Origin of the sequence: Nocardioides sp., assembly GCF_041600255.1 — a bacterium.
Classification (GTDB): domain Bacteria; phylum Actinomycetota; class Actinomycetes; order Propionibacteriales; family Nocardioidaceae; genus Nocardioides.
On record NZ_JBFIKK010000014.1, the window covers coordinates 14,436 to 38,848 of the forward strand.

The 24,413-nt window shown below is 71.0% G+C and carries 20 protein-coding genes; 8 read left to right on the forward strand and 12 right to left on the reverse strand.

Features of this window, described 5'->3' with window-relative positions; genetic code table 11:
* Positions 1–43: 43 nt before the first annotated feature.
* The 3 genes from ABZE72_RS03150 to ABZE72_RS03160 all read right to left on the reverse strand — a co-directional run bounded on the left by ABZE72_RS03150 (position 44) and on the right by ABZE72_RS03160 (position 2,626).
* Positions 44–301: a hypothetical protein gene (locus tag ABZE72_RS03150; protein ID WP_372727567.1), complete on the reverse strand. Its 258-nt coding sequence runs from the start codon at positions 299–301 to the stop codon at positions 44–46.
* A 99-nt stretch (positions 302–400) separates the two neighbouring features.
* Positions 401–1,747 carry an ABC transporter substrate-binding protein gene (locus ABZE72_RS03155; protein ID WP_372727568.1) on the reverse strand — a complete coding sequence of 449 codons (1,347 nt, stop codon included), beginning with the start codon at positions 1,745–1,747 and terminating at the stop codon, positions 401–403.
* Positions 1,748–1,879: 132 nt separating this feature from the next.
* Positions 1,880–2,626 (reverse strand): DUF554 domain-containing protein, encoded by a 747-nt coding sequence (locus ABZE72_RS03160; protein ID WP_372727569.1) that lies wholly within the window; start codon positions 2,624–2,626, stop codon positions 1,880–1,882.
* A 113-nt stretch (positions 2,627–2,739) separates the two neighbouring features.
* Here ABZE72_RS03160 and ABZE72_RS03165 point away from each other — a divergent pair, with 113 nt between their 5' ends.
* Positions 2,740–3,309, forward strand: coding sequence for an N-acetyltransferase family protein (locus tag ABZE72_RS03165; RefSeq protein WP_372727570.1), 570 nt, complete (start codon positions 2,740–2,742; stop codon positions 3,307–3,309).
* An 11-nt stretch (positions 3,310–3,320) separates the two neighbouring features.
* Here ABZE72_RS03165 and ABZE72_RS03170 read toward each other — a convergent pair whose 3' ends face one another.
* Positions 3,321–3,776, reverse strand: coding sequence for a hotdog fold thioesterase (locus ABZE72_RS03170; protein ID WP_372727571.1), 456 nt, complete (start codon positions 3,774–3,776; stop codon positions 3,321–3,323).
* Between the two features lie 54 nt (positions 3,777–3,830).
* Here ABZE72_RS03170 and polA point away from each other — a divergent pair, with 54 nt between their 5' ends.
* Positions 3,831–6,560, forward strand: coding sequence for a DNA polymerase I (gene polA / locus ABZE72_RS03175; RefSeq protein WP_372727572.1), 2,730 nt, complete (start codon positions 3,831–3,833; stop codon positions 6,558–6,560).
* Positions 6,561–6,563: 3 nt separating this feature from the next.
* Here the strand turns inward: polA and ABZE72_RS03180 are convergent, their stop codons facing one another.
* A complete protein-coding gene (locus ABZE72_RS03180; protein ID WP_372727573.1) occupies positions 6,564–7,844 on the reverse strand; it encodes a lipopolysaccharide biosynthesis protein in 1,281 nt (426 codons plus the stop codon).
* Between the two features lie 205 nt (positions 7,845–8,049).
* On the opposite strand from ABZE72_RS03180, the gene ABZE72_RS03185 reads away from it, so the two are divergent.
* Entirely contained in the window at positions 8,050–8,577 is a 528-nt protein-coding gene (locus tag ABZE72_RS03185) for a hypothetical protein (RefSeq protein WP_372727574.1), read from the forward strand.
* Complete coding sequence (locus tag ABZE72_RS03190) at positions 8,574–11,051, forward strand: hypothetical protein (RefSeq protein WP_372727575.1); 2,478 nt, start codon at positions 8,574–8,576, stop codon at positions 11,049–11,051. Before ABZE72_RS03185 ends, ABZE72_RS03190 begins: the two co-directional genes overlap by 4 nt.
* 27 nt (positions 11,052–11,078) lie before the next feature.
* Here the strand turns inward: ABZE72_RS03190 and ABZE72_RS03195 are convergent, their stop codons facing one another.
* Together ABZE72_RS03195 and ABZE72_RS03200 are read right to left on the reverse strand one after the other, a co-directional pair.
* Positions 11,079–11,900 carry a class I SAM-dependent methyltransferase gene (locus ABZE72_RS03195; RefSeq protein ID WP_372727576.1) on the reverse strand — a complete coding sequence of 274 codons (822 nt, stop codon included), beginning with the start codon at positions 11,898–11,900 and terminating at the stop codon, positions 11,079–11,081.
* A 9-nt stretch (positions 11,901–11,909) separates the two neighbouring features.
* The gene (locus tag ABZE72_RS03200; protein WP_372727577.1) at positions 11,910–12,644 is read right to left on the reverse strand and encodes a hypothetical protein; all 735 of its coding nucleotides are present in this window, start codon (positions 12,642–12,644) and stop codon (positions 11,910–11,912) included.
* A gap of 44 nt (positions 12,645–12,688) precedes the next feature.
* Between ABZE72_RS03200 and ABZE72_RS03205 the strand changes: the two genes are divergently transcribed.
* On the forward strand, positions 12,689–13,600 hold the full coding sequence (locus ABZE72_RS03205; RefSeq protein ID WP_372727578.1) for a phosphotransferase family protein: 912 nt from the start codon (positions 12,689–12,691) through the stop codon (positions 13,598–13,600).
* Here the strand turns inward: ABZE72_RS03205 and ABZE72_RS03210 are convergent.
* Together ABZE72_RS03210 and ABZE72_RS03215 are read right to left on the reverse strand one after the other, a co-directional pair.
* Complete coding sequence (locus ABZE72_RS03210; RefSeq protein WP_372727579.1) at positions 13,593–14,399, reverse strand: binary toxin-like calcium binding domain-containing protein; 807 nt, start codon at positions 14,397–14,399, stop codon at positions 13,593–13,595. The genes ABZE72_RS03205 and ABZE72_RS03210 overlap by 8 nt on opposite strands.
* 159 nt (positions 14,400–14,558) lie before the next feature.
* The gene (locus ABZE72_RS03215; RefSeq protein ID WP_372727580.1) at positions 14,559–18,623 is read right to left on the reverse strand and encodes a hypothetical protein; all 4,065 of its coding nucleotides are present in this window, start codon (positions 18,621–18,623) and stop codon (positions 14,559–14,561) included.
* Between the two features lie 425 nt (positions 18,624–19,048).
* Between ABZE72_RS03215 and rpsA the strand changes: the two genes are divergently transcribed.
* On the forward strand, positions 19,049–20,539 hold the full coding sequence (rpsA, locus tag ABZE72_RS03220) for a 30S ribosomal protein S1 (RefSeq protein WP_372727581.1): 1,491 nt from the start codon (positions 19,049–19,051) through the stop codon (positions 20,537–20,539).
* Between the two features lie 99 nt (positions 20,540–20,638).
* Here rpsA and ABZE72_RS03225 read toward each other — a convergent pair whose 3' ends face one another.
* A complete protein-coding gene (locus ABZE72_RS03225; protein WP_372727582.1) occupies positions 20,639–20,800 on the reverse strand; it encodes a hypothetical protein in 162 nt (53 codons plus the stop codon).
* Positions 20,801–20,893: 93 nt separating this feature from the next.
* Here ABZE72_RS03225 and ABZE72_RS03230 point away from each other — a divergent pair, with 93 nt between their 5' ends.
* Positions 20,894–21,838, forward strand: a complete 945-nt coding sequence (locus tag ABZE72_RS03230) for a GlxA family transcriptional regulator (RefSeq protein ID WP_372727583.1) — start codon at positions 20,894–20,896, stop codon at positions 21,836–21,838.
* 7 nt (positions 21,839–21,845) lie between these two features.
* Here the strand turns inward: ABZE72_RS03230 and ABZE72_RS03235 are convergent, their stop codons facing one another.
* Positions 21,846–23,123 (reverse strand): class I adenylate-forming enzyme family protein, encoded by a 1,278-nt coding sequence (locus ABZE72_RS03235; protein WP_372727584.1) that lies wholly within the window; start codon positions 23,121–23,123, stop codon positions 21,846–21,848.
* Here ABZE72_RS03235 and coaE point away from each other — a divergent pair.
* Positions 23,039–23,740 carry a dephospho-CoA kinase gene (gene coaE, locus ABZE72_RS03240; RefSeq protein ID WP_372727585.1) on the forward strand — a complete coding sequence of 234 codons (702 nt, stop codon included), beginning with the start codon at positions 23,039–23,041 and terminating at the stop codon, positions 23,738–23,740. The two genes, ABZE72_RS03235 and coaE, sit on opposite strands and share 85 nt — an antisense overlap.
* A 1-nt stretch (position 23,741) precedes the next feature.
* Here the strand turns inward: coaE and ABZE72_RS03245 are convergent.
* The coding region (locus ABZE72_RS03245) for an RNA polymerase sigma factor RpoD/SigA (RefSeq protein WP_372727586.1) at positions 23,742–24,413 on the reverse strand (672 nt) is incomplete at its 5' end.

Below are 24,413 nucleotides of genomic sequence, written 5' to 3' on the forward strand. Positions count from 1 at the left end.
CCCGCCCGAGTCCGCTCGGGCGGGCCTCGTGCTGTCCCGGGCGTCAGGAGCCGGCGGCGACGTTCGCGAGGATCCGGGCCAGTTCGACCGGCGCGCTGAACATCGGCCAGTGGCCGGAGTCGATGTCGACCAGGTCCAGGTGTCGGGCCCGGGCGAGCTCGGGGGAGTCGCCCGCGTCGATCCAGCCGCGTGCCTGCTGCGGGGTGAACTCCGGACACACCAGGACGGTGGGCACGTCGAAGCGGCGCTCGTCGACGAGTCGTACGACGCCCCGGGTCACCCCGACGGGGACCGCGACCATCCGGCTCTCGATCGACTTCCTGGCCGCCGGTCGAGGGCGCGCGAAAAGGGGCCCCGGACCGTGTGGTCCGGGGCCCCTCTCGTCACGCTGTGAAGGCGATCAGCCCTTCGCGCCCTCGACCGAGCTGGTCAGCTCGTTCTTGTTGTCGGCGTTGAAGGTGTAGATCCCGACGAACGCGGAGGACGGGTCGTTCTCCTCGTCGATCGGGCCGATGCCGGACGGGCCGGCGTACTGGATCTCCTTGCCGTCCTCGAGGAGGGCGACGCAGTCGGCGTAGGTGTTGCACTCCTCGCCGCCGGTGGCACCCGAGACGGCAGCGAAGTTCTCCTGCACCGTCTGCGAGTCCGTCGAGCCACCCTTGACCGCAGCGAGCGCGGCAAGGATGACGGCGTCGTACGACTCGGCGCCGTAGGCGTAGTCGGTGAGGGCACTGCCCTCGGCCTCCTCGTGCCAGCCGCTCAGGCGCTCCTTGAAGGAGGCGTCCGGGTCGGCGCCGGGGATGGTGCCCTGCGCGCCTTCCAGGGTGCCCTTCTCGAAGCTCTTCGAGTAGTCGGCGGTGTTGCCGTCGGAGAAGTACGTCTTCGACATGTCCCAGCCCTGCGAGGCGAGCTCGGGAACGATCTGCTTGGTCTCGTCGAAGGCGAGCACGACGATGGCGTCGGGCTTGGCGGCGAGAGCGCCACCGACCTCGGCCGAGAACGTCGTCTGGCCGGCGGGGAACTCGTCCCCGTCACCCTTGCCGCCGTACACGACCTGGCCGCCGGCGGCCTCGATCGTGTCCTGGACCGCGTTGCGCAGACCGGTGCCGTAGGTGTCGTTGAACACCAGGAACGCGACCTTCTTCCAACCGTCGGTGCTGATCAGCGTACCGAGGGCGTTGCCCTGGATGCCGTCCGGCGGAGCGGTGCGGAAGTAGTAGGGCGAGTAGCCGCTGAGGTCCACCGCGGTGTTGGCCGGGGAGACCTCGACGATCTTGTTGTCGGCGAAGGTGTCGACGACGTTGAGCGAGACGCTCGACGAAGCGGCACCGACCACGACGGACGGCTTGCCGGCGACGAGCGTGCCGGCCGACGACGTGGAGACCGACATGTCGGTCGAGTCGCCGGAGTCCTGGATGTCGTGGCACGCCTTGGTGCCGTCGACACCTCCGGCCGCGTTGATGTCCGAGACCGCGAGGCCCACACCTGCGACCTCGGGCGGGCCGAGGAAGGCGAGGTTACCGGTGAGCGGCAGGATGCCACCGACCTTGAAGGCGTCCGCGCTGGTCTGCGCAGCCTTGCACTTGTCGTTGGTGAACGTCTCGGACGTGCTGCCCGTCGTGGCAGTGCCGTCCGTGTTGCTGGAATCGGGTTCCGAGGAGTCGGAACCGCAGGCGGTCAGGGCCAGGCCGAGGACGGCGGTGCCGGCCATCAGCTTGGTCCATGTGGCGGTCTTGGAGCGATTCACTGGGTGAACCTTTCTGTCGCGTTGAGCACTTCACCGCAGCCCGGCCCCCGAGGGTAGGCATAGCCCTGCCACCGTAGGTGTGCGGTGAGTGTGCTGGCTCACAGCGAGTCGTGTCGTTGCCGAACCGTTACGTCAGTGAGCCAGAGCCGCCAGCTGGACCAGAACAGGTGCGACCAGCAGAGCCGGGAGCAGATCGGCGACCGGGATCTCCCGGATCCGGAGGAGCCGCAGCCCGACGCCCACCAGCAGTAGCCCGCCGGTCGCGGTCAGCGCGGCCAGGTGGGCGTCGGGCATCACGTCGCCCAAAACGAACCCGACCACGGTGAGGCTGCCCTGGACGGTGAGCACCGTGAGAGCGCTGGCGGCCACGCCCCAGCCGAACGACGCCGCGAAGGCGATGGCCGCGAATCCGTCCAGGACCGACTTCAGCAGGAGCTGGTCGGCGCCGTTGCCCAGTCCGTCGTTCAAGGAGCCCAGGATCGTCAGCGGGCCGGTGCAGAACAGCAACGAGGCCGTGACGAAGCCCTCGATGAAGCGGTGACGCTCCGCGTTGTCGGTCTGTGAGGAGAGGCGGGACTGCAGCCAGCCGCCGAACTCCTCGACCCGTTGCTCCAGACGCAGCAGCGATCCCGCGATCCCACCGATCAGCAGCGAGCCGAGCACGATCAGCATCGGAGCGCTGGTGCCGACCTCGCGGGCCAGCGCCGGATCGAGCACCGCGATCGCGGACGTGCCCGCGATCAGCAGGGTCACCAATCCGAGCGCGTCGGTGACGACGTCACGGGTCCGGGTGGAGAGCCGGTTGCCGAGGACCGCTCCGGTGCCGGAGCCGAGCAGCACCGTCACCACGTTCACGGCCGTACCGATACCGGGGATCACGACACTCCTCTGACAGGGCGGGAGGGCTGAGCGTAGTCTCGTCGCCTACGTCGCGATTCGGGGGACCCAGGTCGTCGGCGGGGCCAGCTGGAACTCCGAAAGGCGACACGGTGATGGGTCGATTCTCCGTCTCCCTCAGGTGCGCGCAGGCGGGTGACGCGCCCGTCCTCGTCGAACTGTGGGCCGACGTCATGCGTCGGGCCGACCACCGCCAGCTCCTCTCCGACGTGCTGGAGGTGATCGAGGATGCCGCCGCCGACGAGGACCAGCGGATCGTGGTGGCCGAGTGCGACGGCGAGGTCGCCGGTGCGGTGCACCTGCGCGCGACCACCCTCACCGCGATCAACCTCGAGCCGACCGTCCAGGTGATCTCCCCGCACGTCCTGCCGCGACACCGCCGCCACGGCATCGGTCGCGCCCTGATCGAAGCGGCCGTCGGGTTCGCCGAGGAGCGCGGCATCGGGCACCTGGCGACCGCCGCGTCGTCCGGCTCGCGGGACGCGAACCGGTTCATGGCTCGGTTGGCCTTCGGCTCCCAGGCCGTGCTGCGGGTCGCCTCGACCCATGCGGTGCGTGCCCAGCTGACCGCGCGACGCCCTGCCCTCGAGCGCAGCGGGCGGCAGCTGACGCAGGTCCTGGCGGCACGGCGGTCCCAGCGTCGCCAGCAGAGCCATTCGAGCTGAGCTCGCCCGGCTCAGAGGCTGAAGCGCTCGCGGGGGATCAGCGAGCAGGTGATCCTCGACGTGCACACCCGCTTGCCGCGCTCGTCGGTGATGACCACGTCATAGGTCGTCATCGAGCGACCCAGGTGGACGGCGGTGGCCACGCCGGTGACGATCCCGTCGGTCGCGGCGCGGTGGTGCGTGGCGTTGATGTCGACGCCCACCGAGAGCTTGTCCGGATGCGCGTGGACGGCCGATCCCATCGACCCCAGCGTCTCGGCCAGCACCACCGAGGCGCCGCCGTGGAGCAGGCCGTAGGGCTGGGTGTTGCCCTCGACCGGCATGGTCGCGACGACGCGGTCGGCGGACACCTCGAGCAGGGTGATGCCCATCTTGTCGCTGAGCGCGCCCATGCCTGCCGGCATGCCGGCGAGCACCTCGTCGACGGAGAGCGGAGCTGTGGGGGAGGCAGCGGTTTCGTCGGTCATGCGCACATTGTCACCGACCGCGGAGGCATCGGCGCGGGCGGATAGAGTCGCCGGGTGCCAGACGTGAACCCGACCGCCGCCACGCCCACGCCCGACGGAGGGCGCCCACGCCTGCTCCTGCTCGACGGCCACTCCCTGGCCTATCGTGCCTTCTTCGCGCTGCCGGTGGAGAACTTCTCCACCACCACCGGGCAGCACACCAACGCCGTCTACGGGTTCACCTCGATGCTGATCAACGTGCTGCGCGACGAGAAGCCGACCCACGTCGCGGTGGCGTTCGACGTCTCCCGGCAGACCTTCCGCCTCGAGGAGTACCCGGAGTACAAGGCCAAGCGGAACAAGACCCCCGCCGAGTTCAGCAGCCAGCTGCCGCTGATCGAGGAGGTGCTGAACGCGCTGCGGATCCCGTTCCTGAAGAAGGACGGCTACGAGGCCGACGACATCATCGCCACGCTGGTCACCCGGGCGCTCGCCGACGACATCGACGTCCTGGTCCTCACCGGCGACCGTGACTCTCTGCAGCTGGTCACCGACCGCTCCACGATCCTCTACCCGATGCGTGGGGTCTCGGACCTGGCCCGGATGACGCCCGAGGCCGTCGAGGCCCGCTACGCCGTCGCGCCGCACCGCTACCCCGAGCTCGCGGCCCTGGTGGGGGAGGACTCCGACAACCTGCCCGGAGTGCCCGGCGTCGGCCCCAAGACGGCCGCGAAGTGGCTCACCCAGTACGACGGCCTGGACAACGTGATCACCCATGCCGACCAGATCAAGGGCAAGGCCGGTGACAACCTGCGCGCCCACCTGGGTGACGTGATCCGCAACCGGCGGCTCAACGCCCTGGTGCGCGACCTCGACCTCGACCTCGCGCCGGCGGACCTGGTGGTCCAGCCGTGGGACCGCCACGAGGTGCACAACCTCTTCGACAGCCTGGAGTTCCGCGTGCTGCGCGACCGGCTCTTCGAGACCCTGGAGTCCGTCGAGGAGATCGACGACTCCGGCTTCGAGATGGCCGGTGCCACGCTCGCGCCCGGTGAGGTCGCCGACTGGCTGGCCGAGCACGGTGCCGGCGATCGGACCGGAGTCTCGGTCCAGGGCGCCTGGCGGGCCGGCACCGGCGAGGTCTGGTCGCTGGCCCTGGCCGCCCAGGACGGCACCGCAGCCTGGCTGGACGTCACCGAGGTGACCCCCGAGGACGATGCCGCCCTGGTCGCCTGGTTCGGCGATCCCGCGATCGGCAAGGTGTTGCACGACGCGAAGGGCCCGATGCTGGCGCTGGCGGCCCGTGGTTGGCCCCTGGCCGGGCTGGTCAGCGACACCGCCCTCGCGGCGTACCTGGTACGCCCCGACCAACGCTCCTACGACCTGGCCGACCTGACCCTGCGCTACCTCAAGCGTGAGCTGCGCCAGGGGTCGGCGGCTCAGGACGCCGGGCAGGGTGAGCTGAACTTCGACTCCCTCGAAGGCGGCGACTCGGGCGCCGCCGACACCGCGATGCTGCAGGCCCGGGCGGTGCTGGATCTCGCCGAGGCGCTGGACACGGCCGTCGAGGAGCACGGGGGAGCCGAGCTGCTCACCCGGGTCGAGCTGCCGTTGGTGCACCTGCTCGCCGAGCTGGAGCGCACCGGGATCGCCGTGGACGTCGAACATCTCGAGTCGCTGGAGAGCCACTTCGCGACCGAGGTCAAGAAGGCGGCCGACGAGGCCTTCGCGGTGATCGGCAAGGAGATCAACCTCGGCTCGCCCAAGCAGCTGCAGGTGGTGCTCTTCGACGAGCTCGACATGCCGAAGACCAAGCGCACCAAGACCGGGTACACCACCGACGCCGACGCGCTCCAGCAGCTCTACGTGAAGACCGAGCACCCGTTCCTGCTGGCACTGCTGCGACACCGTGACGTCACCCGACTGCGTCAGACGTTGGAGGGGCTGCTCAAGACCGTCGCCTCGGACGGTCGTATCCACACCACGTTCAACCAGCTGATCGCCGCCACCGGTCGGCTCTCCAGCACCGACCCGAACCTGCAGAACATCCCGGTCCGCACCGAGGAGGGTCGCCGGATCCGCGAGGGCTTCGTGGTCGGGCCCGGGTTCGACTGCCTGATGACGGCCGACTACAGCCAGATCGAGATGCGGATCATGGCGCACCTCTCCGAGGACGCCGGGCTGATCGAGGCGTTCCGGTCCGGCCGGGACTTCCACTCGATCACCGCCGCGCGCGTCTTCGACGTCGACGCCGACGCGGTGACGGTCGAGATGCGGGCCAAGATCAAGGCGATGAACTACGGCCTGGCCTACGGTCTCTCGGCCTACGGCCTGGCCCAGCAGCTGGGCATCGAGCCGGGCGAGGCCCGAGGCCTGATGGACGAGTACTTCGAGACCTTCGGCGGGATCCGCGACTACCTCGCCGGAGTCGTCGACGAGGCCCGGCTCTCCGGCTTCACCGAGACCATCCGGGGTCGTCGCCGCTACCTGCCCGACCTCACCAGCGACAACCGGCAGCGGCGCGAGATCGCCGAGCGGATGGCGCTCAACGCCCCGATCCAGGGCTCCGCCGCGGACCTGATCAAGATCGCCATGCTGAACGTCCAGGGCGCCATCGCCGAGGCGGGGTTGGCCTCACGGATGCTGCTGCAGGTGCACGACGAGCTCGTCTTCGAGGTGGCTCACGGTGAGCGGGAGGCCCTGGAGGCGCTGGTGCGCGAACAGATGGGCTCCGCGGCCGAGTTGGCGGTGCCGCTCGACGTCTCGGTGGGCACCGGCCGCAGCTGGCACGAGGCGGCGCACTGACGGTCAGCCAGGCGGTGCGCCAGGCAGTGTGCCGGCCTGGCTCGTCGCGGGCCGCAGCCGCCAGGCGCTGAGCGCCAGCAGGGCACAGCACAGGACGGCGTCGATCACCGTGACCGTGGTCAGCAGTCGGTCCAGCGTGGCGATCCAGGGTGCCCCGAGCACGAGGCCCGCCACGCCCAGCCAGGCGACGTACGTGGACTTGGTGCCCTGGCGTGCCACGACCGAGTAGACGAGCAGCTGCAGGACCGAGAGCAGGGTGCCCAGCACCGCGAAGGCCCAGAGCCTGTCCTCCACCTCGGCGTACTCCGCGCCACCGATGAACTGCATCGCCAGCGGCGACACCAGGAGGGCCGCCAGCGTGCAGGCACCGCCCAGGGCCATCGTGAGGGCGAGACTGTGCACCAGGGCGCGTCGTCGCTCGCCGAGCGACGACATCGACGGGAAGGCGATCACCACCACGAACTGGGGCAGGAACAGGACGGCCTTGGTCAGGATGAGCCCGCCTGCGTAGAGCCCGGCCTGGTGCGAGTCCAGCACGTTGCGGGCCACGACGATGTCGGCGTTGGAGAGGACGAAGAAGGCGAGCAACGCCGTGGAGTTGCGCAGGACCTCGTGTCCCACCGGGCGCAGGGCGTGGTCGTCGCTGCTCTCGCCGTGCGCTCGGCCATGGCGCAGTGCGACCGCGCCGATCACGGCGGGCACGAACATGGCGAGCATGACGCCGAACATGGCGCTGGTCTCCGTCGGCCGCCACAGGATGAACGAGGTCCCGATCGCCAACCGGGGCACACCCATCCCGAGGTAGAGCAGCCCGAGCGCCTGCCAGCGCCGTTCGCCCTGCAGGATGCCGGCCTGGCCGCCCATGATCGTCAGCGGAACCGCGGCCACCGCCAGCAGCAAGGCCGGTACGACGCTGTCGAGCCGCAGCAGCAGCCACACCGCGGGCGAGGCGAGGAGCATCAGCACGCCGAGCGCGGCGGCCGCGCGGTAGGTGGTGAGCAACATCACGCGCTCGATCTGCGCGACGTTCTGCGGACTGGCGGCGATCCGCCGGGCCGCGGTGGCCTGCAGGCCGAGCTGGAGCACGGCGATGACCATCATCAGGGCCATCAGGCTGGCGATGGCGCCGTACGCGGTCGGGCCCATCAGGCGGGCCGCCACCATCTGGAACGCGTAGGTGGCGACGTTCATCACCGCCATCGCGAGGGCGATGCCGGCGCTGCCCCGCAGCAGCCGTCGCAGCCCCGTCGCGTCAGCCGCCGAGGAGGCACGGGTGGACGTCACGCGGTGAGCCTAGAGGACGCCCGCGGACGTCTCCGTCCGGTCTGCGGTGGTCGCGATTGCAACGATCCGACTGACCGAACGTACAGTTCTCTCGGCGCACCGGTCACGGGGTGCCGTCCGGCCGGGAGGGCCGGTGTTTCTGGGAGGGAACAACTACATGAAGAGAACTCTGTTCGCTGGAGCCGTTCTGGCTTCGGGAGCCGTCGTGACGACCGCTCTCAACGAGGCCCTCGATCTCGGCCTCACCTCGGTCCTGTTCGCAGGCCTGGCACTCGGCGCCGTCGTGGCGCTCGTGCCCGACACCACCGCCGCTCGCCGGCTCGCCGGCTTCGCTGCCGGATTCGCCGTGGCCCTGCTCGGCTATCTCGTCCGCGCTGCCCTGCTCCCGGACAGCGCCTCGGGCCGGGCCGTCGCCATGGCCCTGGTCATCATGCTCTGTGCCGGCGTCGTGGTGCTGAGCGTCCAGCGCCTGCCGTTCTGGGCACTTCTCCTGGGCGCCGGCGGCTTCGCCGCTGTCTACGAGCTGACCTACGCGGCTGCGCCCACCGAGGTGCTGGACACCTCCGTGAGCGCCGCCACCAGCCTGGTCCTCACCGTGGCCCTGGGTTTCATCGCCGCCCTGCTCGTCTCGAGCGAGCGTCGGACACGTGCCCACCAGCCCACCGCCCAGCAGCCCACCGCGAAGCAGCCCGGCAACGTGCGCCTCGAGCAGATGATGGAGGACGCCCGATGAGCGCGCCCACGAGCAAGCACCTGAACCGCACCACCCGCTCAACCGCGCTCGTCGCCGGTGCCGGCCTGGCCGTGCTGGCCCTGATCGGTAACTCGGCAGCCCAGGCCGCACCCCGGAACTCCGGGCCGGGCTCGGTCGCCGTGGTCAACACCGAGACCGTGTCGGTCTACCTGTCGCCACTGGGCGACGTGGAGAGCGCGCGTGTCTACGAGCAGCTCAGCTTCACCGGCATCGGTGAGGTGACGGTCGAGAACCCCATCGAGGAGTCCGGCCTGCGCAACCTCGACGAGTTCGGCGGCTACGACGTGACCGACGGGGTGCAGACCACCACCGTCGACGTCGACGGTGCCGAGCACGTGCGTTCGGTCAGCACCTACACCCGCGACCTGCCGTTGGAGATCGGTGTCGACTACCTGCTCGACGGCGTTGCCGTCCAGCCCGGCGACGTCGTGGGTGCCACCGGCAACCTGACCGTCACCTACACGGTCAAGAACGTCACCGGGGTGCCGCAGGAGATCACCTACCCGGACGGGGAGGGCAACCCGGTCACCTCCACCGCGGTGGTGCCGATCCCGCTGGTCGGATCGCTCACGACCGTTGCTCCCGCGGCGTTCACCGACGTCCGCTCGGACCAGGCCAACATGGCCGGCGACGGCAAGGGCGGCACCAAGCTCTCGTTCACGATGACGCTCTTCCCGCCGATCGGGTCGGACACGGCCGTCTTCGGCTACACCGCCGACATCCGTGACGGGATCGTCCCCGAGGCGGCCGTCACGGTCCTGCCGGTGAACCCGCTGGACAGCCCCTCCTTCAAGGCGGCCGGCGAGAGCTACCAGGGCGGGGCCGAGACCGGCCGCGACCTCGTCGCCGGGGCCACCGAAATCGACACCAACCTGCTCAAGCTGCGTGACGGCGCGGGCACGTTGCTCGCCGGCCTGATCCAGCTCAGTGACGGCGCCGACGAGCTCGAGGCCGGACTCGTGGGCAAGGCGGCCCCCGGGGCCGACCGGCTCGCCGCCGGAGCGGGCGACCTCGACGCGGGTCTGACCCGTCTCGATGCCGGAGCCCGTGCTCTGAGCAGCGGCGCCGGTGACCTCGACGCCGGAGCCGGCAAGCTCGGCGCCGGGGCCGGCAAGCTGTCCGACGGCACGACCAGTGCGCTGGCCGGTGGCAAGAAGCTCTCGGCCGGTCTGCAGCAGATCAGCGGCGGACTCGACCAGCTGGCCGATGCCGGCACCGGGCTGCCCGCCGCGAACGCGGGCATCGACGCTCTCAAGGCCGGCGTCGACCAGATCCTGGCCGGCTTCGGGACCACGTCCCAGTCGGGCACCCTGCTCAACGGACTCGCACGACTCGAGGCCGGGCTCGGCGAGCTCCGCACCGGATCTGCCCAGCTCGCCGGTGGCCTCGGCCAGCTGCGCGGCGACGGCAGCGCCGGCAACCCGGGCCTCGTCGCCGCCAAGGGCGGCGTGGACCAGGTGCAGGCCGGTCTCGACGCCGCGGTGAAGGACGGCGGCTCGCTGGACCAGCTCGTCGGCGCCCTCCAGGGCGTGCAGGTCGGAGTCGGTTGCACCGGCGCCTGTGGCCCCACGCTGGCCGCGATCATCGACCAGGTGCGGGGCAACAAGGCCGCCCTCGGCGAAGGCAATGTCGGGCTCAAGCAGGTCTCCGGCGGGCTCGGACAGGCGATCGGTGCGCTCGACACCCAGCTGATCCCCGGTGCCGGACAGATCAACGCGGGACTCGGTGACGCCCTGGCCGGTGCCACGCAGGCGAAGGCCGGGGCCGGCCGGCTCCAGGCGGGTGTGCTGGAGGTCAGCGCCGGGCTCGACCAGCTCCAGGCGGGTCTCGGCTCGGCGATCAGCGGCGTGCTGCAGCTCGCCAACGGTGCCGACGCCGCAGTCGACGGCTCGGGCGACCTCGTCGACGGACTCGGCCTGCTCGACGCCGGTGCGGGCGCCCTGGCTGCTGGTTCGGGTGACCTGGTTGCGGGCACGGGTCGGCTCGCCGCCGGCGCGGAGGAGCTGGCGGCCGGTGCGGGCACCGCGTCCGACGGCTCGGGACTGCTCGCGGCAGGTGCCGAGGAACTGGCCGGCGGTCTCGGCGCTGCGGCCGACGGCTCGGGTCGGCTCGCCGACGGTCTCAGCAAGGCGGCCGCCAGTGCGCCCGCCCTGGGCGACGGTGCCCAGCGGCTCTCGGTCGAGGGGATGTCGCAGCTGGTCGAGGCCGGCAGCGACACCGCCCTCAACTACGGCGAGCTGTACTCGGTGATGTCGGCCGGTGCCCAGCGCGCCGACGAGGAGAAGATGGCGTACGGCGCTCCGGAGCAGGCGATGGGTCTGACGGCCTACTCGTTCAACCTCCAGGGTGCGGACGGCGAGGGCTCCCGCAACTGGCAGCGCGGTCTCGGCGGGCTCGCCCTGCTGGGTGCCGGCTTCGGTCTCGTGGGCCTGCGTCGCCGCCTGGGTCTCTGACCCCGTTCGTGGGCTGGGCCGTGCGGCTCAGCCCACGAACTGGCTGACGAAGATCGCCGTCCCGGGGGTGTACTGCCCCCGGGCGGCGGACCAGCCGCCCCACACCCGGTCATGACCCTCGGGCCACTCCGGCTCGAGTAGCCGAGTGATCCTGAAGCCCTCCGCCGACAGCAGGCCGACCCAGTCACCGAGTGTGCGGTGGTGCTCCACGTAGGCCACCACACCGCTCGCATCGTCCACCTCGACGTACGGCGTGCGGTCCCAGTACGACTGGCTGGCCACCAGCCCGGCCTCGGTGGGATCGTCGGGGAACATCCAGCGCGTCGGGTGCGTGATCGAGAACGCGAACCGCCCGCCCGGGCGCAGTACGCGAGCCGCCTCGCGGAGCGCGACGTCGATGTCTGCCACGAACTGCAGGGCCCCGAACGACGAGAACACCACGTCGAAGCGGTCGTCGCCGAAGGGCAGCGCGGTCGCCGTGCCCAGCACGGAGGGGACCGAGGTCCCCGTCTCCTCGTCGAGTCGCTTCGAGTGCTGCAGCTGGCGCAGCGAGAGGTCGAGTCCGATCGCCCGGCCGCCCTGGCGTCGTACCCACCGAGAGCACTGACCGGCCCCGGAGCCGACCTCGAGGACGTCGCGGTCGCTGACCTCACCCAGCACCCGCGCCTCGGCCTCGGTCAGCCCCTCGGGCCCCCAGACGAAGCCGGCATCTCCCAGGAACTCGCCGTGGGTGGACTGGTACTCGTCGGCGTAACGGTCCCAGTCGGGCCCGTTGGCGTGGCGGGACTCGGCTTCGTCGACGGGGCGACGCTCCACCCGCACCGGCGGGTGGGACTGCTCAGGTTGCACGACTGGAGGTTACTGCGCCTCGGGAAGGGCGCGACGGCGGCTCAGGGGGAGGCGGCCGGCGAGTTCGCCGAGCGGGCCCACGGCCCGGCCCAGGTCCGAGGCCGCGGCGGACAGTGCGGGGACGACGGCCGCCAGCTCGGTGAGCCGGGGCTGGATCGCCTCCAAGGTGTCCCCGAGTGCCAGGAGCTGGTCGAGGGTGCCCCCGTCGGCGACCAGCTTCTCCAAGAAGCCGTCCTCGGTGAGGACCCTGTCCAGCAGCCCACCCGGGCTGAGCAGCCGGTCGAGCACCCCGTCGGGGGCGGTGATCCGGTCGAGCGCGCCGTCGACGGCGAGCAGCCGATCCAGAGGACCTTCGGGTGCGACCAGCTGCTCGAGAGCCCCGCCCTCGGCCAGCAGCCGCTCGAGCGGGCCGTCCGGTGCGCTCAGCCGCGCCAGCGGCCCGTCCTCGGCGAGTAGCCGGTCGAGCACGCCGTCCCGGGCGAGCATCCGGCCCAGCGGTCGATCCGGGGAGGTCAGGTCGTTGATCGTGGCGGCCAGGCGCATCGGCCCGTCGTCGTCGGTCAGCAGGTTCATCAGCTCGTCGGCGTGCCCGCCTTCGCCGATCACCCGCAGCAGCAGGTCGGCGTAACCGCCCGGCCGGCGGATCGGACCGTCGGGGTCGGCGAGGACGCCGAGCGCCAGGGTGGTCCGGGTGGCGGCGACCGCCACCCGCACGGGCAGGAACACGAAGCTCGCCAGGTCCATGGCGCAGACGCTAGCGCGCCCGGCGAGGTGACAGGATCCGTCCCGTGGACGACGAGACCCCGCTGGCCGGGCTGGTGCCCCTCGAGGGCGGCTGGTCGGGCGAGACCTTCCTGGCCGAGGTGGCCGGCGAGCGCACGGTGGTGCGGATCTACGCGCGCCCTTCCGAGCGCGGTGCCGCTGCCCATGAGGTCGATGCCGCCCTGCACCGGCTGGTGCGGGGTCTGCTGCCGGTGCCCGAGGTGGTGGAGGTACGACGGGCCGACACGGCGACGGGCCTGCCGGCCCTGCTGGTGACGTCGTTCCTGCCGGGCACCCGGGCCGACCTCGTCCTCCCCGGGCTGCGCGCTGCCGAGCGTGAGCGGCTCGGTGCGGCGTTGGGCGGACTGCTGGCAGACCTGGGGGGAATGCCGATGCTCAGGACCGGGCCCTTCGTCGACGGCGACCTCTCGATCGGCACCTTCGAGGTGGCGGGCCACCGGGTCGACGGGCTGCCCGGCCTCGTCGAACTGGCCGAGCCGTCCCTGGGTTGGTGGACGCCGGCCGAGCTGGACGGCCTGCGCGCGGTCGCGGTCCGGGCGCAGGCCGGTCTCGACACCGTCACCCGGCACTGCCTGGTGCACAGCGACTTCAACCCCAAGAACCTGCTGGTCGACCCGGAGACCCTGGCGATCACCGGGTTGGTCGACTGGGAGTTCGCCCACGCCGGCAACCCGTTCACGGACCTGGGCAACCTGCTGCGGTTCGAGCGCGACGACGCCTTCACCCGCGCTGTCCTCACGTCGTACGTCGCACGGCGCGGCGGGGAGGAGACCGAGGTCCTCGGGCTGGCTCGGGCGGCGGACCTCTGGGCGCTGGTGGACCTGGCCACGCGCCGCGGCCAGAACCCGGTGGCCGATCAGGCGGACGCGCTCCTGCGGGCGATCGCCCGGTCCGGCGACGTGCACGCCCTCAGCTGATCTCGTCCTCGGCCTTGGCGCCCTGCTTGGACGTGGCCTTGCGCGGGTTCGTGCCCTTCTTGATCTCCTTGCGGTCACTGCGGCCGTCGCCGTCGGTGTCGCGGGCGCACGGGTTCGTCCGGTGCTCGAGCACCTCCACGCCGTCGCTGAGCCGGTCCCGGTCGGAGTCGGCCTGCCGGGGATCGGTCGCGCAGCGCGCGTAGCGACGGTTCGCCCAGCCGGTGATCTCCTGGCGGTCGCTGAGTCCGTCGCCATCGGTGTCCTTGCTCAGCGGGTCGGTCTTGAGGTCGGTGACCTCGCGCCGGTCGTCGAGTCCGTCACGGTCGGTGTCCTTGCGCCGCGGGTTGCTCTTGAGCCAGACGACCTCGCGCCGGTCGCTGAGCCCGTCGCGGTCGGTGTCCTTGCTGAGCGGATCGGTTCGGAAGCGGGTGACCTCGCGGCCGTCCTTGAGCCGGTCGTCGTCGGTGTCGGTGTCGAGCGGGTCGGTCTTGAGCTTGCGAACCTCGCGCCCGTCACTCAGCCCGTCGTTGTCGGTGTCGGGGTCCAACGGGTCCGTGCGCTGGGCGTTGACCTCGACGCCGTCCTTGAGCCGGTCGTCGTCGCTGTCCGGGTTCTGCGGGTTCGTGCCGAGGATGAGCTCCTGGGTGTCGCTGAGGCCGTCCCCGTCGCTGTCGGTGAGGCTCTCGCCGAACATCGCCCCGGTGGGGGCGGGGGTGGCGGTGGCGGCTCCCGGCGCGCCGGCAGCGGCCAGCACCAGCAGGCTGGCGACGGTGAGGGCGACACTGCGTGCGGGGGACACGTCTACGAGGGTAGGCAACTTCCCCGGCCGACGCGCGGTCATCGGGTGAGTCGGACCCGAAATGACCGAACGGTCAGGTGTCCGGGCCCGAACATGGGACGAGCCCCGTCCCTGCCGACGCGGCAGGGAGGGGGCTCGTCATGGTGCGGGTGGATCACCTCAGGGTCGGGCCGACCCTGCGTTGCGGTGCCGTCCGTTGCGCACCGGCCCGAGTGGGTCGGTGCCGGCCTTGACCTCGGCGCCGTCGTTCTTGCCGGTGCCGTCGGTGTTCGCGTCACACGGGTTGGTCCGGTACTTGAACACCTCCTCGCCGTCCTTCAGACCGTCCCGATCGGTGTCCTTGCGGTGCGGGTCGGTCGTGCAGCGGCCGTAGCGCTCCCGCGGCACTCCGCGGACCTCCTTCTTGTCCTTGAGGCCGTCACCGTCGGTGTCCGCCTTCAGGGGATTGGTCTTCCACTTCTTGACCTCGTACCCGTCGCGCAGGTGGTCACCGTCGGTGTCCTTCTTCAACGGGTTGGTCTTCATCCTGAGCTCGCGGCCGTCGGGGAGCCGGTCACGGTCGGTGTCGCGGACCAGCGGGTTGGTCTTGACCTTCTTGACCTCGCGCCCGTCCTTGAGGCGGTCGCCGTCGGTGTCCTTCTTCAACGGGTCGGTCCGGGACTTGTTGACCTCGCGGCCGTCGCCGAGCCAGTCGTCGTCGGTGTCGCGGTCCAGCGGGTCGGTCTTGAACTGCTTGACCTCCACGCCGTCCTCGAGACCGTCGTCGTCGGTGTCCGGGTCCCGGGGGTCGGTGCCGATCCTGATCTCGTGCTCGTTGGTCAGGCCGTCGCGGTCGTCGTCATCGGTACGGATGACGACGTCGTCGTCGGCGAAACCTGCCCGCGGGTTGGTCCCGTTCTGGAGCTCCTGGCCGTCGTTGACCGTGCCACCGTCGGTGTCGGTCTTGAGCGGGTCGGTCAGGTGGATCCCGATCTCCGCCCCGTCGGTCAGCCCGTCCTGGTCGGTGTCGGCGACCATGGGGTTGGTCCCGGTGACCAAGCGCTCGTTGCGGTCGTTGAGACCGTCGAGGTCCGAGTCCGCCCGGGTGGGCAGGGTCCCGTGCGTCGTGACCTCCTCCTCGTCGCTGAAGCCGTCGCCGTCGGTGTCGACCGACAGCGGGTCGGTCCGGGTGGTGGTGATCTCCACCCCGTCCTTGAGCCCGTCACCGTCGGTGTCGGCCTTGGTCGGGTCGGTGCGGAAGCCCGCGACCTCGCCGCCATCGGCGAGGGAGTCGCCGTCGGTGTCCTTGGCCTTCGGGTTGGTGCCGGCCACGTCGACCTCGTAGGCATCACCGAGGAAGTCCCCGTCGGTGTCGAACTTGGTCGGGTCGGTGGTCAGCGTGCTGACCTCGCGACCGTCGTTCAGGCCGTCGCGATCGGTGTCGGAGCGCAGCGGGTCGGTCGCCGAACCCACCTCACGCTTGTCGTCCAGAGAGTCCCCGTCGGTGTCGGCAGCCAGCGGGTCGGTGCCGGTGCCCGTGTCGGGACCGTTGCCGTCGATGTCCACCTCGTCACCATCGGAGAGGCCTTCTCCGTCGGTGTCGGGGTTGAACTTGTCGGTGCCGATGGCGTCCTCCTGGGCGTTGGTCAGGCCGTCGCCGTCGGCGTCGCCGTTGTCCACGCTCGGCGGGAAGTCGTCCGCGCCGTGCCCGGGGGTGGGGTCGGTCCCGCGTCTGAGCTCCACGCCGTCGCCCACGCCACCGCCGTCGGTGTCGTGCACCAGCGGGTCGGTGCCGGTGCCGGTGTCGGGGCCGGCCCCGTCGGTGTCGAGCTCGTCGCCGTCGCCGAGACCGTCGTGGTCGGTGTCGACGCGGTTCGGGTCGGTCGCCGAGGTGATGACCTCGTAGCCGTCGCGCAGGCCGTCACCGTCGGTGTCGACCTTGGTCGGGTCGGTGTGGGTGGTGGTCACCTCACGACCGTCGTCCAGCGTGTCGCCGTCGGTGTCCGCCGTGAGTGGGTCGGTCCGGTGGCGGTTGATCTCGGCTCCGTCACCCAGCGTGTCCCCGTCGGTGTCGAAGGCCAGCGGGTCGGTGCCGGTGCCGGTGTCGGGCCCGGGTCCGTCGGTGTCGAGCTCGTCGCCGTCGCTGAGACCGTCGTGATCGGTATCGGCCTGCTTCGGGTCGGTGCCGGTGCCGGTGTCCGGACCGCCGGCGTCGGTGTCGAGCTCGTCGCCGTCGTCGAGGCCGTCACGGTCGGTGTCGGCGCGGTTCGGATCGGTCCCGGAGACGAAGTACTCGTAGCCGTCGCCCAGCCCGTCACCGTCCGAGTCGGCGTTCTTCGGGTTCGTGCCGGTGCCCGTGTCGGGGCCGACGCCGTCGGTGTCGAGCTCCTGGCCGTCGGTCAGGGCGTCGTCGTCGGTGTCGGCCTTCAACGGGTCGGTGGTCGAGGTGTTGACCTCGTAGCCGTCGTTCAACCCGTCGTTGTCGGTGTCGGCCCGGTTCGGGTCGGTGCCGGTGCCGGTGTCCGGGCCGGCGCCGTCGGTGTCCACCTCGACACCGTCGTCGAGGCCGTCGCCGTCGGTGTCGCGGTTGTTCGGGTTGGTGCGCAGGTCCCATTCCTGGCTGTTGGTCAGACCGTCGCCGTCGGGGTCGTTGTTGTCGACCGGGGTGCTGAAGTCGTCGCTCGGGTCGCGCGGGTCGGTGCCTCGCGTGACGTGCTCGGCGTGGTCGGTCACCCCACCGTCGTCGGTGTCGGCGTCCTTCGGGTCGGTCAGGCTGGTCTTCACCTCCTCACCGTCGGAGAGCTTGTCGGTGTCGGTGTCCCACTCGCGGGGGTTCGTCGTGTGGGTGTTGACCTCGGCGCCGTCGGTGAGGCCGTCGCCGTCGGTGTCGACCTTGAGCGGGTCCGTGCGGTGGGTGTTGACCTCGGCGCCGTCGGTGAGGCCGTCGCCGTCGGTGTCCGCCTTGAGCGGGTCCGTGCGGTGGGGGTTGACCTCGGCGCCGTCGAGGAGGCCGTCGCCGTCGGTGTCGGGCTTCAGCGGGTCCGTGCCGGTGCCGGTGTCAGGGCCGTCGCCGTCGGTGTCGATCTCCTCGCCGTCGGTGAGGCCGTCGTCGTCGGTGTCGGGCTTGAGCGGGTCGGTCATGGAGACGGTGGTCTCGTACCTGTCGGTCAGGCCGTCACCGTCCGTGTCCGGGTCCGGTACGGCGCACTTCTGTCCGCCGGTCGGGGCGGTGGCCGCCACGGAGAGCGGGAAGAGATCGAGCTCGAGCAGCGTGGCCGGCGTGGCCGCGGAGCCCAGCGCGAACTTCGCGTGCAGGACCGTGGCGGTGGCCGAGGCAGCGGTGCCGTCGGCTGCGGTCACCTTGTTCGCCAGCTGGCCGGCGGAGAGCTCCACGGTGAGCAGCGGGTTGTTGGGTGAGGCGACGACCAGGGGGCTGCCGTCGGCCGGGATCGTCTGGGTGTTGCCCTGACCGGAGACGGTCAGCACGGGGGCCGACCAGGCGACGGAGGCGCCGCCGGCCTGGCCCGTCGCGGTGGCGACCAGCCTGGGAGGCGTCACCACGCGGACCTGGAGCTGGCCACCGAAGAGCTGGAGGTCGGCCGTGCTGCCCTGGGCGGTGACCACGACGTCGCGACCGTCGTTCGTCAGGTCGGCGTTGGGCACCAGTCGGGTGCTCTGCTGCGTGGACACCGTGCCCGGCAGGGCGAGCAGGGTGCCGACTCCCGGAACGGGCAGCAGGCTGAGGTCGGCGGTCGAGGCACGCGAGAGGGTCAGCGCCGAGGCGCCGGGCACACAGGCCTCGTCGGGCCCGCTGCCGCCCTTCCAGCGGGCCTGAGCGCTGGAGGTCGAGACGTCGAGCGAGAGGGCTCCCGGGATCGAGCCGCCCTGGGTGACCTTGAGGGCCGGCTGGGTGTTGTCCGGCGGCGCCTCGGAATGGGCCGACGAGAGCAGGTCGGGCGCGGCCTGCCCGGCCAGTTTCGCATCGAGGTTGCGCGCGTCGGCGACGGTGCGTACGGCACCACTGTCACGCACGGCGCCGCTGGTGATGCCGACGGAGGTGTCGGTCAACGTGCCGTACGGGGAGGCGCTGAGCGCGACGAACTCCAGCACCTTGCCGCTGGCAGAGCTGGTCGGGGAGGACGGCGGCGGGGGAGCCGCGGAGGCGAGGGTGGGGACGCTGGCCACTGAGTAGAGCACCAGGGTCGACACCCCCAGCAGTGCGGTGAAGGGGGACCGATTGCGCATGGGGGATGCTTTCGAGGTCTGACGGCGGGCCCCGGCTGGGCACACCAAGAGGGGGAGCGTGCTGTACGACGGTAAAGTCGACGGCCGCTTCTCGGCGGTGGATTTCAGCGCCCGATCCCGGGTGGGTCCGGGTAAGTGGCCGATCGGACACCTGTCACTGGCCCATCCGACCCGTTCGACGGAGACGACCGGTGCTGGCAGCCGTGGTCCCTGCCGGGGAGAGCCCGGGTTGGACGCCTGCGGGCGGCGCGGCGTAGGCTGGCCAGTGCGCAAGAACTCTGCCCGACCCCCGGACCTAGGGGGGTCTGGCTCGCTATCTGCCCCCGGTGTGCCCGACAGGGCGACCCCGGGCGAACCACCGGTAGTGAAACAGGACTTCTCGGCGTGCCCGCACAACTCCATCCATCCAAGGAATTACCTCCCTTATGACGAGCACCATCTCTGCGCTTCCCGATTACGACGCGCCCCAGGTCGCGATCAACGACATCGGTTCTGAAGCTGACTTCCTCGCGGCCATCGACGCGACCATCAAGTACTTCAACGACGGCGACATCGTCGAGGGCACCATCGTCAAGGTGGACCGCGACGAGGTCCTGCTGGACATCGGCTACAAGACCGAGGGCGTCATCCCCTCGCGCGAGCTGTCGATCAAGCACGACGTGGACCCCTCCGAGGTCGTGTCCGTCGGTGACAAGGTCGAAGCCCTCGTTCTCCAGAAGGAGGACAAGGAAGGCCGCCTGATCCTGTCCAAGAAGCGCGCCCAGTACGAGCGCGCCTGGGGCACCATCGAGCAGGTCAAGGAAGAGGATGGCGTCGTCGAGGGCACCGTCATCGAGGTCGTCAAGGGTGGTCTCATCCTGGACATCGGGCTGCGCGGCTTCCTGCCCGCCTCGCTCGTCGAGATGCGTCGCGTCCGCGACCTGCAGCCGTACGTCGGCCAGGTCCTCGAGGCCAAGATCATCGAGCTCGACAAGAACCGCAACAACGTCGTGCTCTCGCGTCGTGCGTGGCTCGAGCAGACCCAGTCCGAGGTTCGCCACGGCTTCCTGACCCAGCTCCAGAAGGGTCAGATCCGCAAGGGCGTCGTCTCCTCCATCGTCAACTTCGGTGCGTTCGTCGACCTCGGCGGCGTCGACGGTCTGGTGCACGTCTCCGAGCTGTCCTGGAAGCACATCGACCACCCCTCCGAGGTCGTGGCCGTGGGCGACGAGGTCACCGTCGAGGTGCTCGACGTGGACATGGACCGCGAGCGCGTCTCCCTGTCGCTCAAGGCGACGCAGGAGGACCCGTGGCAGCACTTCGCCCGGACCCACCAGATCGGTCAGATCGTGCCCGGCAAGGTCACCAAGCTGGTGCCCTTCGGTTCGTTCGTCCGCGTCGAGGAGGGCATCGAGGGCCTGGTGCACATCTCCGAGCTCGCCGAGCGTCACGTCGAGATCCCGGAGCAGGTCGTCCAGGTCAACGACGACGTCATGGTCAAGATCATCGACATCGACCTCGAGCGTCGCCGGATCTCGCTGTCGCTCAAGCAGGCCAACGAGACCGCCACGGCCGCTGACGTCGAGGAGTTCGACCCGACGCTCTACGGCATGACGGCGACGTACGACGCCCAGGGCAACTACGTCTACCCCGACGGCTTCGACCCGGAGACGGGCGAGTGGCTCGAGGGCTTCGACGAGCAGCGTGCGATCTGGGAGGAGCAGTACGCCAAGGCGCACGCTCGCTGGGAGCAGCACGTCAAGCAGCAGGCCGAGGCGAAGGTTGCCGAGGCCGAGGCGGGCGAGGCCACCTCGTACTCCAGCAGCAACGAGGCGGAGGCCGGCGTCGACGAGAGTGCCGGCACCAGCGGCGGCTCGCTGGCGTCCGACGAGGCCCTGCAGGCCCTGCGCGAGAAGCTGACCGGCGGCGCGAGCTGATCGCTCACCACCCGTAGCAACCCCGAGGGCCCGGACACCGCACGGTGACCGGGCCCTCGTGTGTTTCCTGGAGGAGGTGGAGGGAGTGGGAGCGGCGCCTCAGCCGAGTCGGCCGGAGACACCGCCGGGGGAGTGGAACCGGGGGTCCTCGAAGTGCGAGGACGGGGGACGCTGGGGGCCGCGTCCGTCCCGGACCATCATGCGCACTGCCTCGAACGCGAGCAGTGCCGCGATCACGGCGAACATGAATACGTAGGTCATGGCAGTAATCATGCGACGAGGAACATCCTGCCACGAGTGGCAGAAACGTCAGGGTCCATCGATTTCCTGCCAGAGTTCTGGCATGCTGGGCCGGTGCTGACCAACGTTGCCGCCCTCGTCTACGACGGCGTGGCCCCCTTCGAGCTCGGCGTACTGTGCGAGGCGTTCGGGGTGGACCGCTCCGACGAGGGCATCCCGCGACTCGACTTCTCCGTCTGCGGCCCCGAGCTCGGCCCGGTGGCCACCTCGGTCGGCTTCTCCATCCAGGTCGAGGAGGGCCTCGAACGCCTCGAGCAGGCCGACCTGATCGGCATCCCGGCGATGCCCCGCTCCGGCCACGTGCCCGGCGAGGTCGTCGACGCCCTGCTGGCCGCGGTCGATCACGGCGCCCGGGTGATGTCCGTCTGCTCCGGCGCGTTCACCCTCGGTGAGGCTGGACTGCTCGACGGTCGCGACTGCACCACCCACTGGCGCTACACCCGTGAGCTCTCGGAGCGCTTTCCGCAGGCCAACGTGATCCCGGAGGTGCTCTACGTCGATGCGGGTCAGGTGATCACCAGCGCCGGCAGCGCAGCCGGCCTCGACGCTGCCCTGCACGTCTGGCGCCAGGCGTACGGCGCCGGCATCGCGAGCGCGGTCGCCCGCCGGATGGTCGTGCCTCCCCAGCGTGACGGCGGCCAGGCCCAGTACATCGCGCGCGCCGTGCCGGAGTGCGACGCCGAGACGCTCGGGCCGCTGCAGCAGTGGATCGTGGAGAACCTCGCCGAGCCGTTGGACGTGGAGACGCTGGCCCGGCGTGCGCTGATGTCGCCGCGCACCTTCGCCCGCCGCTTCCGGGCGGAGACCGGGGTGACTCCGCACGCCTGGGTCACCAGTCAGCGGGTGCTACGGGCCGAGCAGCTGCTCGAGCAGACCGGTCGTCCAGTGGAGTGGATCGCCGCCGAGGTCGGGTTCGGCAACGCCGCCACCCTGCGCCACCACTTCGCGCGGGTGCGCGGGGTGACCCCGCAGCAGTACCGCCGCCAGTTCGCCTGCTGAGGTCGGCTCAGGCTTCAGGAAGTTCGGCCCCGGGAAGTTCGGCCTTCACCACCTTGCCGGTGAGCGTGCGCGGGAGGTCCTCGACGAGGTGCCAGGTCTTGGGTCGTTTCGGGGGCGCCAGCCGGGCGCGGGCGTGCGCGGCCAGGTCCTCCGCGGTCGCCCTGCCCACCACCGCGGCGCAGACGCGCTGGCCCCACTGCTCGTCGGGGACGCCGTACACCGCGACGTCGACGACACCGGGGTGCTCGCGCAGTGCGTGCTCCACCTCCACCGGGTAGACGTTCACACCCCCGGTGATGATCAGGTCCTCGCGACGCCCGTCGAGGTACAGGTAGCCGTCCTCGTCCAGCCGCCCCAGGTCGCCGACCGTGAAGGCGGGCCCGTGCGGCGTCTCGCGCCAGGCCGCGGACGTCTTGGCGTCGTCGCCGAAGTAGCGGAACCGAGCGTGCTCGGGCACGGTGCACCAGATCGTTCCGTCCGGGTCGACGCTGAGCACCCGGCCCGGACGGGCTCGCCCGACCGTGCCGGGGCGCTCCAGCCACTCCTCGCTCCGGCAGGCGGTGAACTGTCCCTCGGTCGACCCGTAGAACTCCCACGTCGAACCGGCCGGGAACTGCGCGATCAGGCGGCGCTTGACCGCGTCCGGACAGGGTGCCCCGGCGTGGGCGACCAGCCGGAACGAGGACAGGTCCGGGGTGCCGACCTCGTCCCAGTGCGCGAAGAGCCGCTGCAGGTGGGTCGGCACGCAGAACATCGTGGTCGGGCGCTCGCGCTCGATCGCGGCGGTCACGAGCGCGGGGTCGAAGGCTCCGGGGACGACCACCCGGCCGCCTGCCAGCACGGTTCCCATCGCGAACCGCAGCGGCGCCGAGTGGTAGAGCGGGCTCAGCACCAGGTTGACGTCGCTGGCGCAGAAGCCCCACAGGTCCCGTTCGTCGGCCAGCAGGGCCCTCACCTGCTCCTCGGTGAGCAGACCGCTGTAGACGCCCTTGGGCGTCCCGGTCGTGCCGCTGGTGACGTGCATCGGTCGGGCGCGAGGCAGCCCCCAGCGGTACTCGTCGGGGGTGCGCCGGACCATCGAGGCGAGCTGTTCCTCGGTGTCGACCACGAGGTCGGGGGAGAGGCCGGCCAGGATCCGCTCGCGCTCGCGCGAGGTCAATCTCGGGTCGAGCGGGATCGGGAACATCCCCGCCGCCAGCAATGACATGGCGACATCCAGGAGGTCCGAGGAGCTGGGGACGAGGAGGGCCACGCGCGAGCCCTCGTGCAGCTCGACGTGGTCCATGCGGCCGAGGATACGGTGAGCGCATGCGAGTGGGACTCACCGGCGGTGTGGCGTCGGGCAAGAGCACGGTGTCGGCGATCCTGGCCGAGTTGGGTGCGGTGGTGATCGATGCGGACCTGCTGGCCCGTGAGGTGGTCGCGGCGGGCACCGAGGGTCACGCCGCCGTCGTCGAGGCGTTCGGCCCGGAGATCCTGACCCCCGAGGGCGAGCTGGACCGACCCGCGCTGGGCGCGATCGTCTTCGGTGACGAGGAGCGCCGTCGCGTCCTGGAGGGCATCGTCCACCCGTTGGTGCGGGCTCGGAGTGCCGCGCTGGAGGCCGCCGCTCCCGCCGAGGCGGTCGTCGTCCACGACATCCCGCTGCTGGCCGAGCATCCCGGTGCCGCCGGGGTCTTCGACGCGGTGGTCGTGGTGGACGTGCCGGTCGAGACCCAGGTGACCCGGATGGTCGAGCAGCGCGGCTGGAGTCGTGCGGAGGCCGACGCCCGGATCGCGGCGCAGGCGACCCGGGAGCAGCGGCGCGCAGTGGCGACGTACGTCATCGACAACGACGGGACGCTCGAAGACCTCCGTCAACGGGTGACGGAGGTCTTCGAGGAGCTGTCCAGCGGTCGGTGAGTCAGGCAGCGAGGTCGGGGTCGGCGAAGCGACGGAGCTTCTGCAGCGCCTCCCGCTCGAGCTGGCGCACCCGCTCGGCGGAGATGCCGTGCTTGACGCCGATGTCGGCCAGCTTGTGCTGGCGACCGTCGACCAGCCCGTAACGGGACCGGATGATGTCGGCCGAGCGGTCGTCGAGCAGGCCGACCAGGCTGTTCAGCCGGTCGCGGGACTCGACGTCGAGGACGTTCAGGTCCGGGCCGGGTGTGGTCTGCTGGGCCATCAGGTCGCCGAGCGAGGTGTCGCCGTCCTCGTCGACCGGGGTGTCGAGGCTGACGTGCTCGCGTCCCCAGGCCATCAGGTCCAGGACCCGGTCGACCTCCATCCCGAGCTCGGCAGCGATCTCGCGGGGGTCGGGGTCGCGACCCAGCTGGCGCTCGAGGGTACGGCGGGCGCCGCCGACCTGGTTGAGCTCCTCGACCACGTGCACGGGCAGCCGGACGACACGGGCCTGCTGCGCGATGCCGCGGGTGATCGCCTGGCGGACCCACCAGGTGGCGTAGGTGGAGAACTTGTAGCCCTTGGCGTAGTCGAACTTCTCGACGGCGCGGATCAGGCCGGTGTTGCCCTCCTGGATCAGGTCGAGCATCGGCATCTGCGCGCGACCGTACTTGCGCGCGATGGAGACGACCAG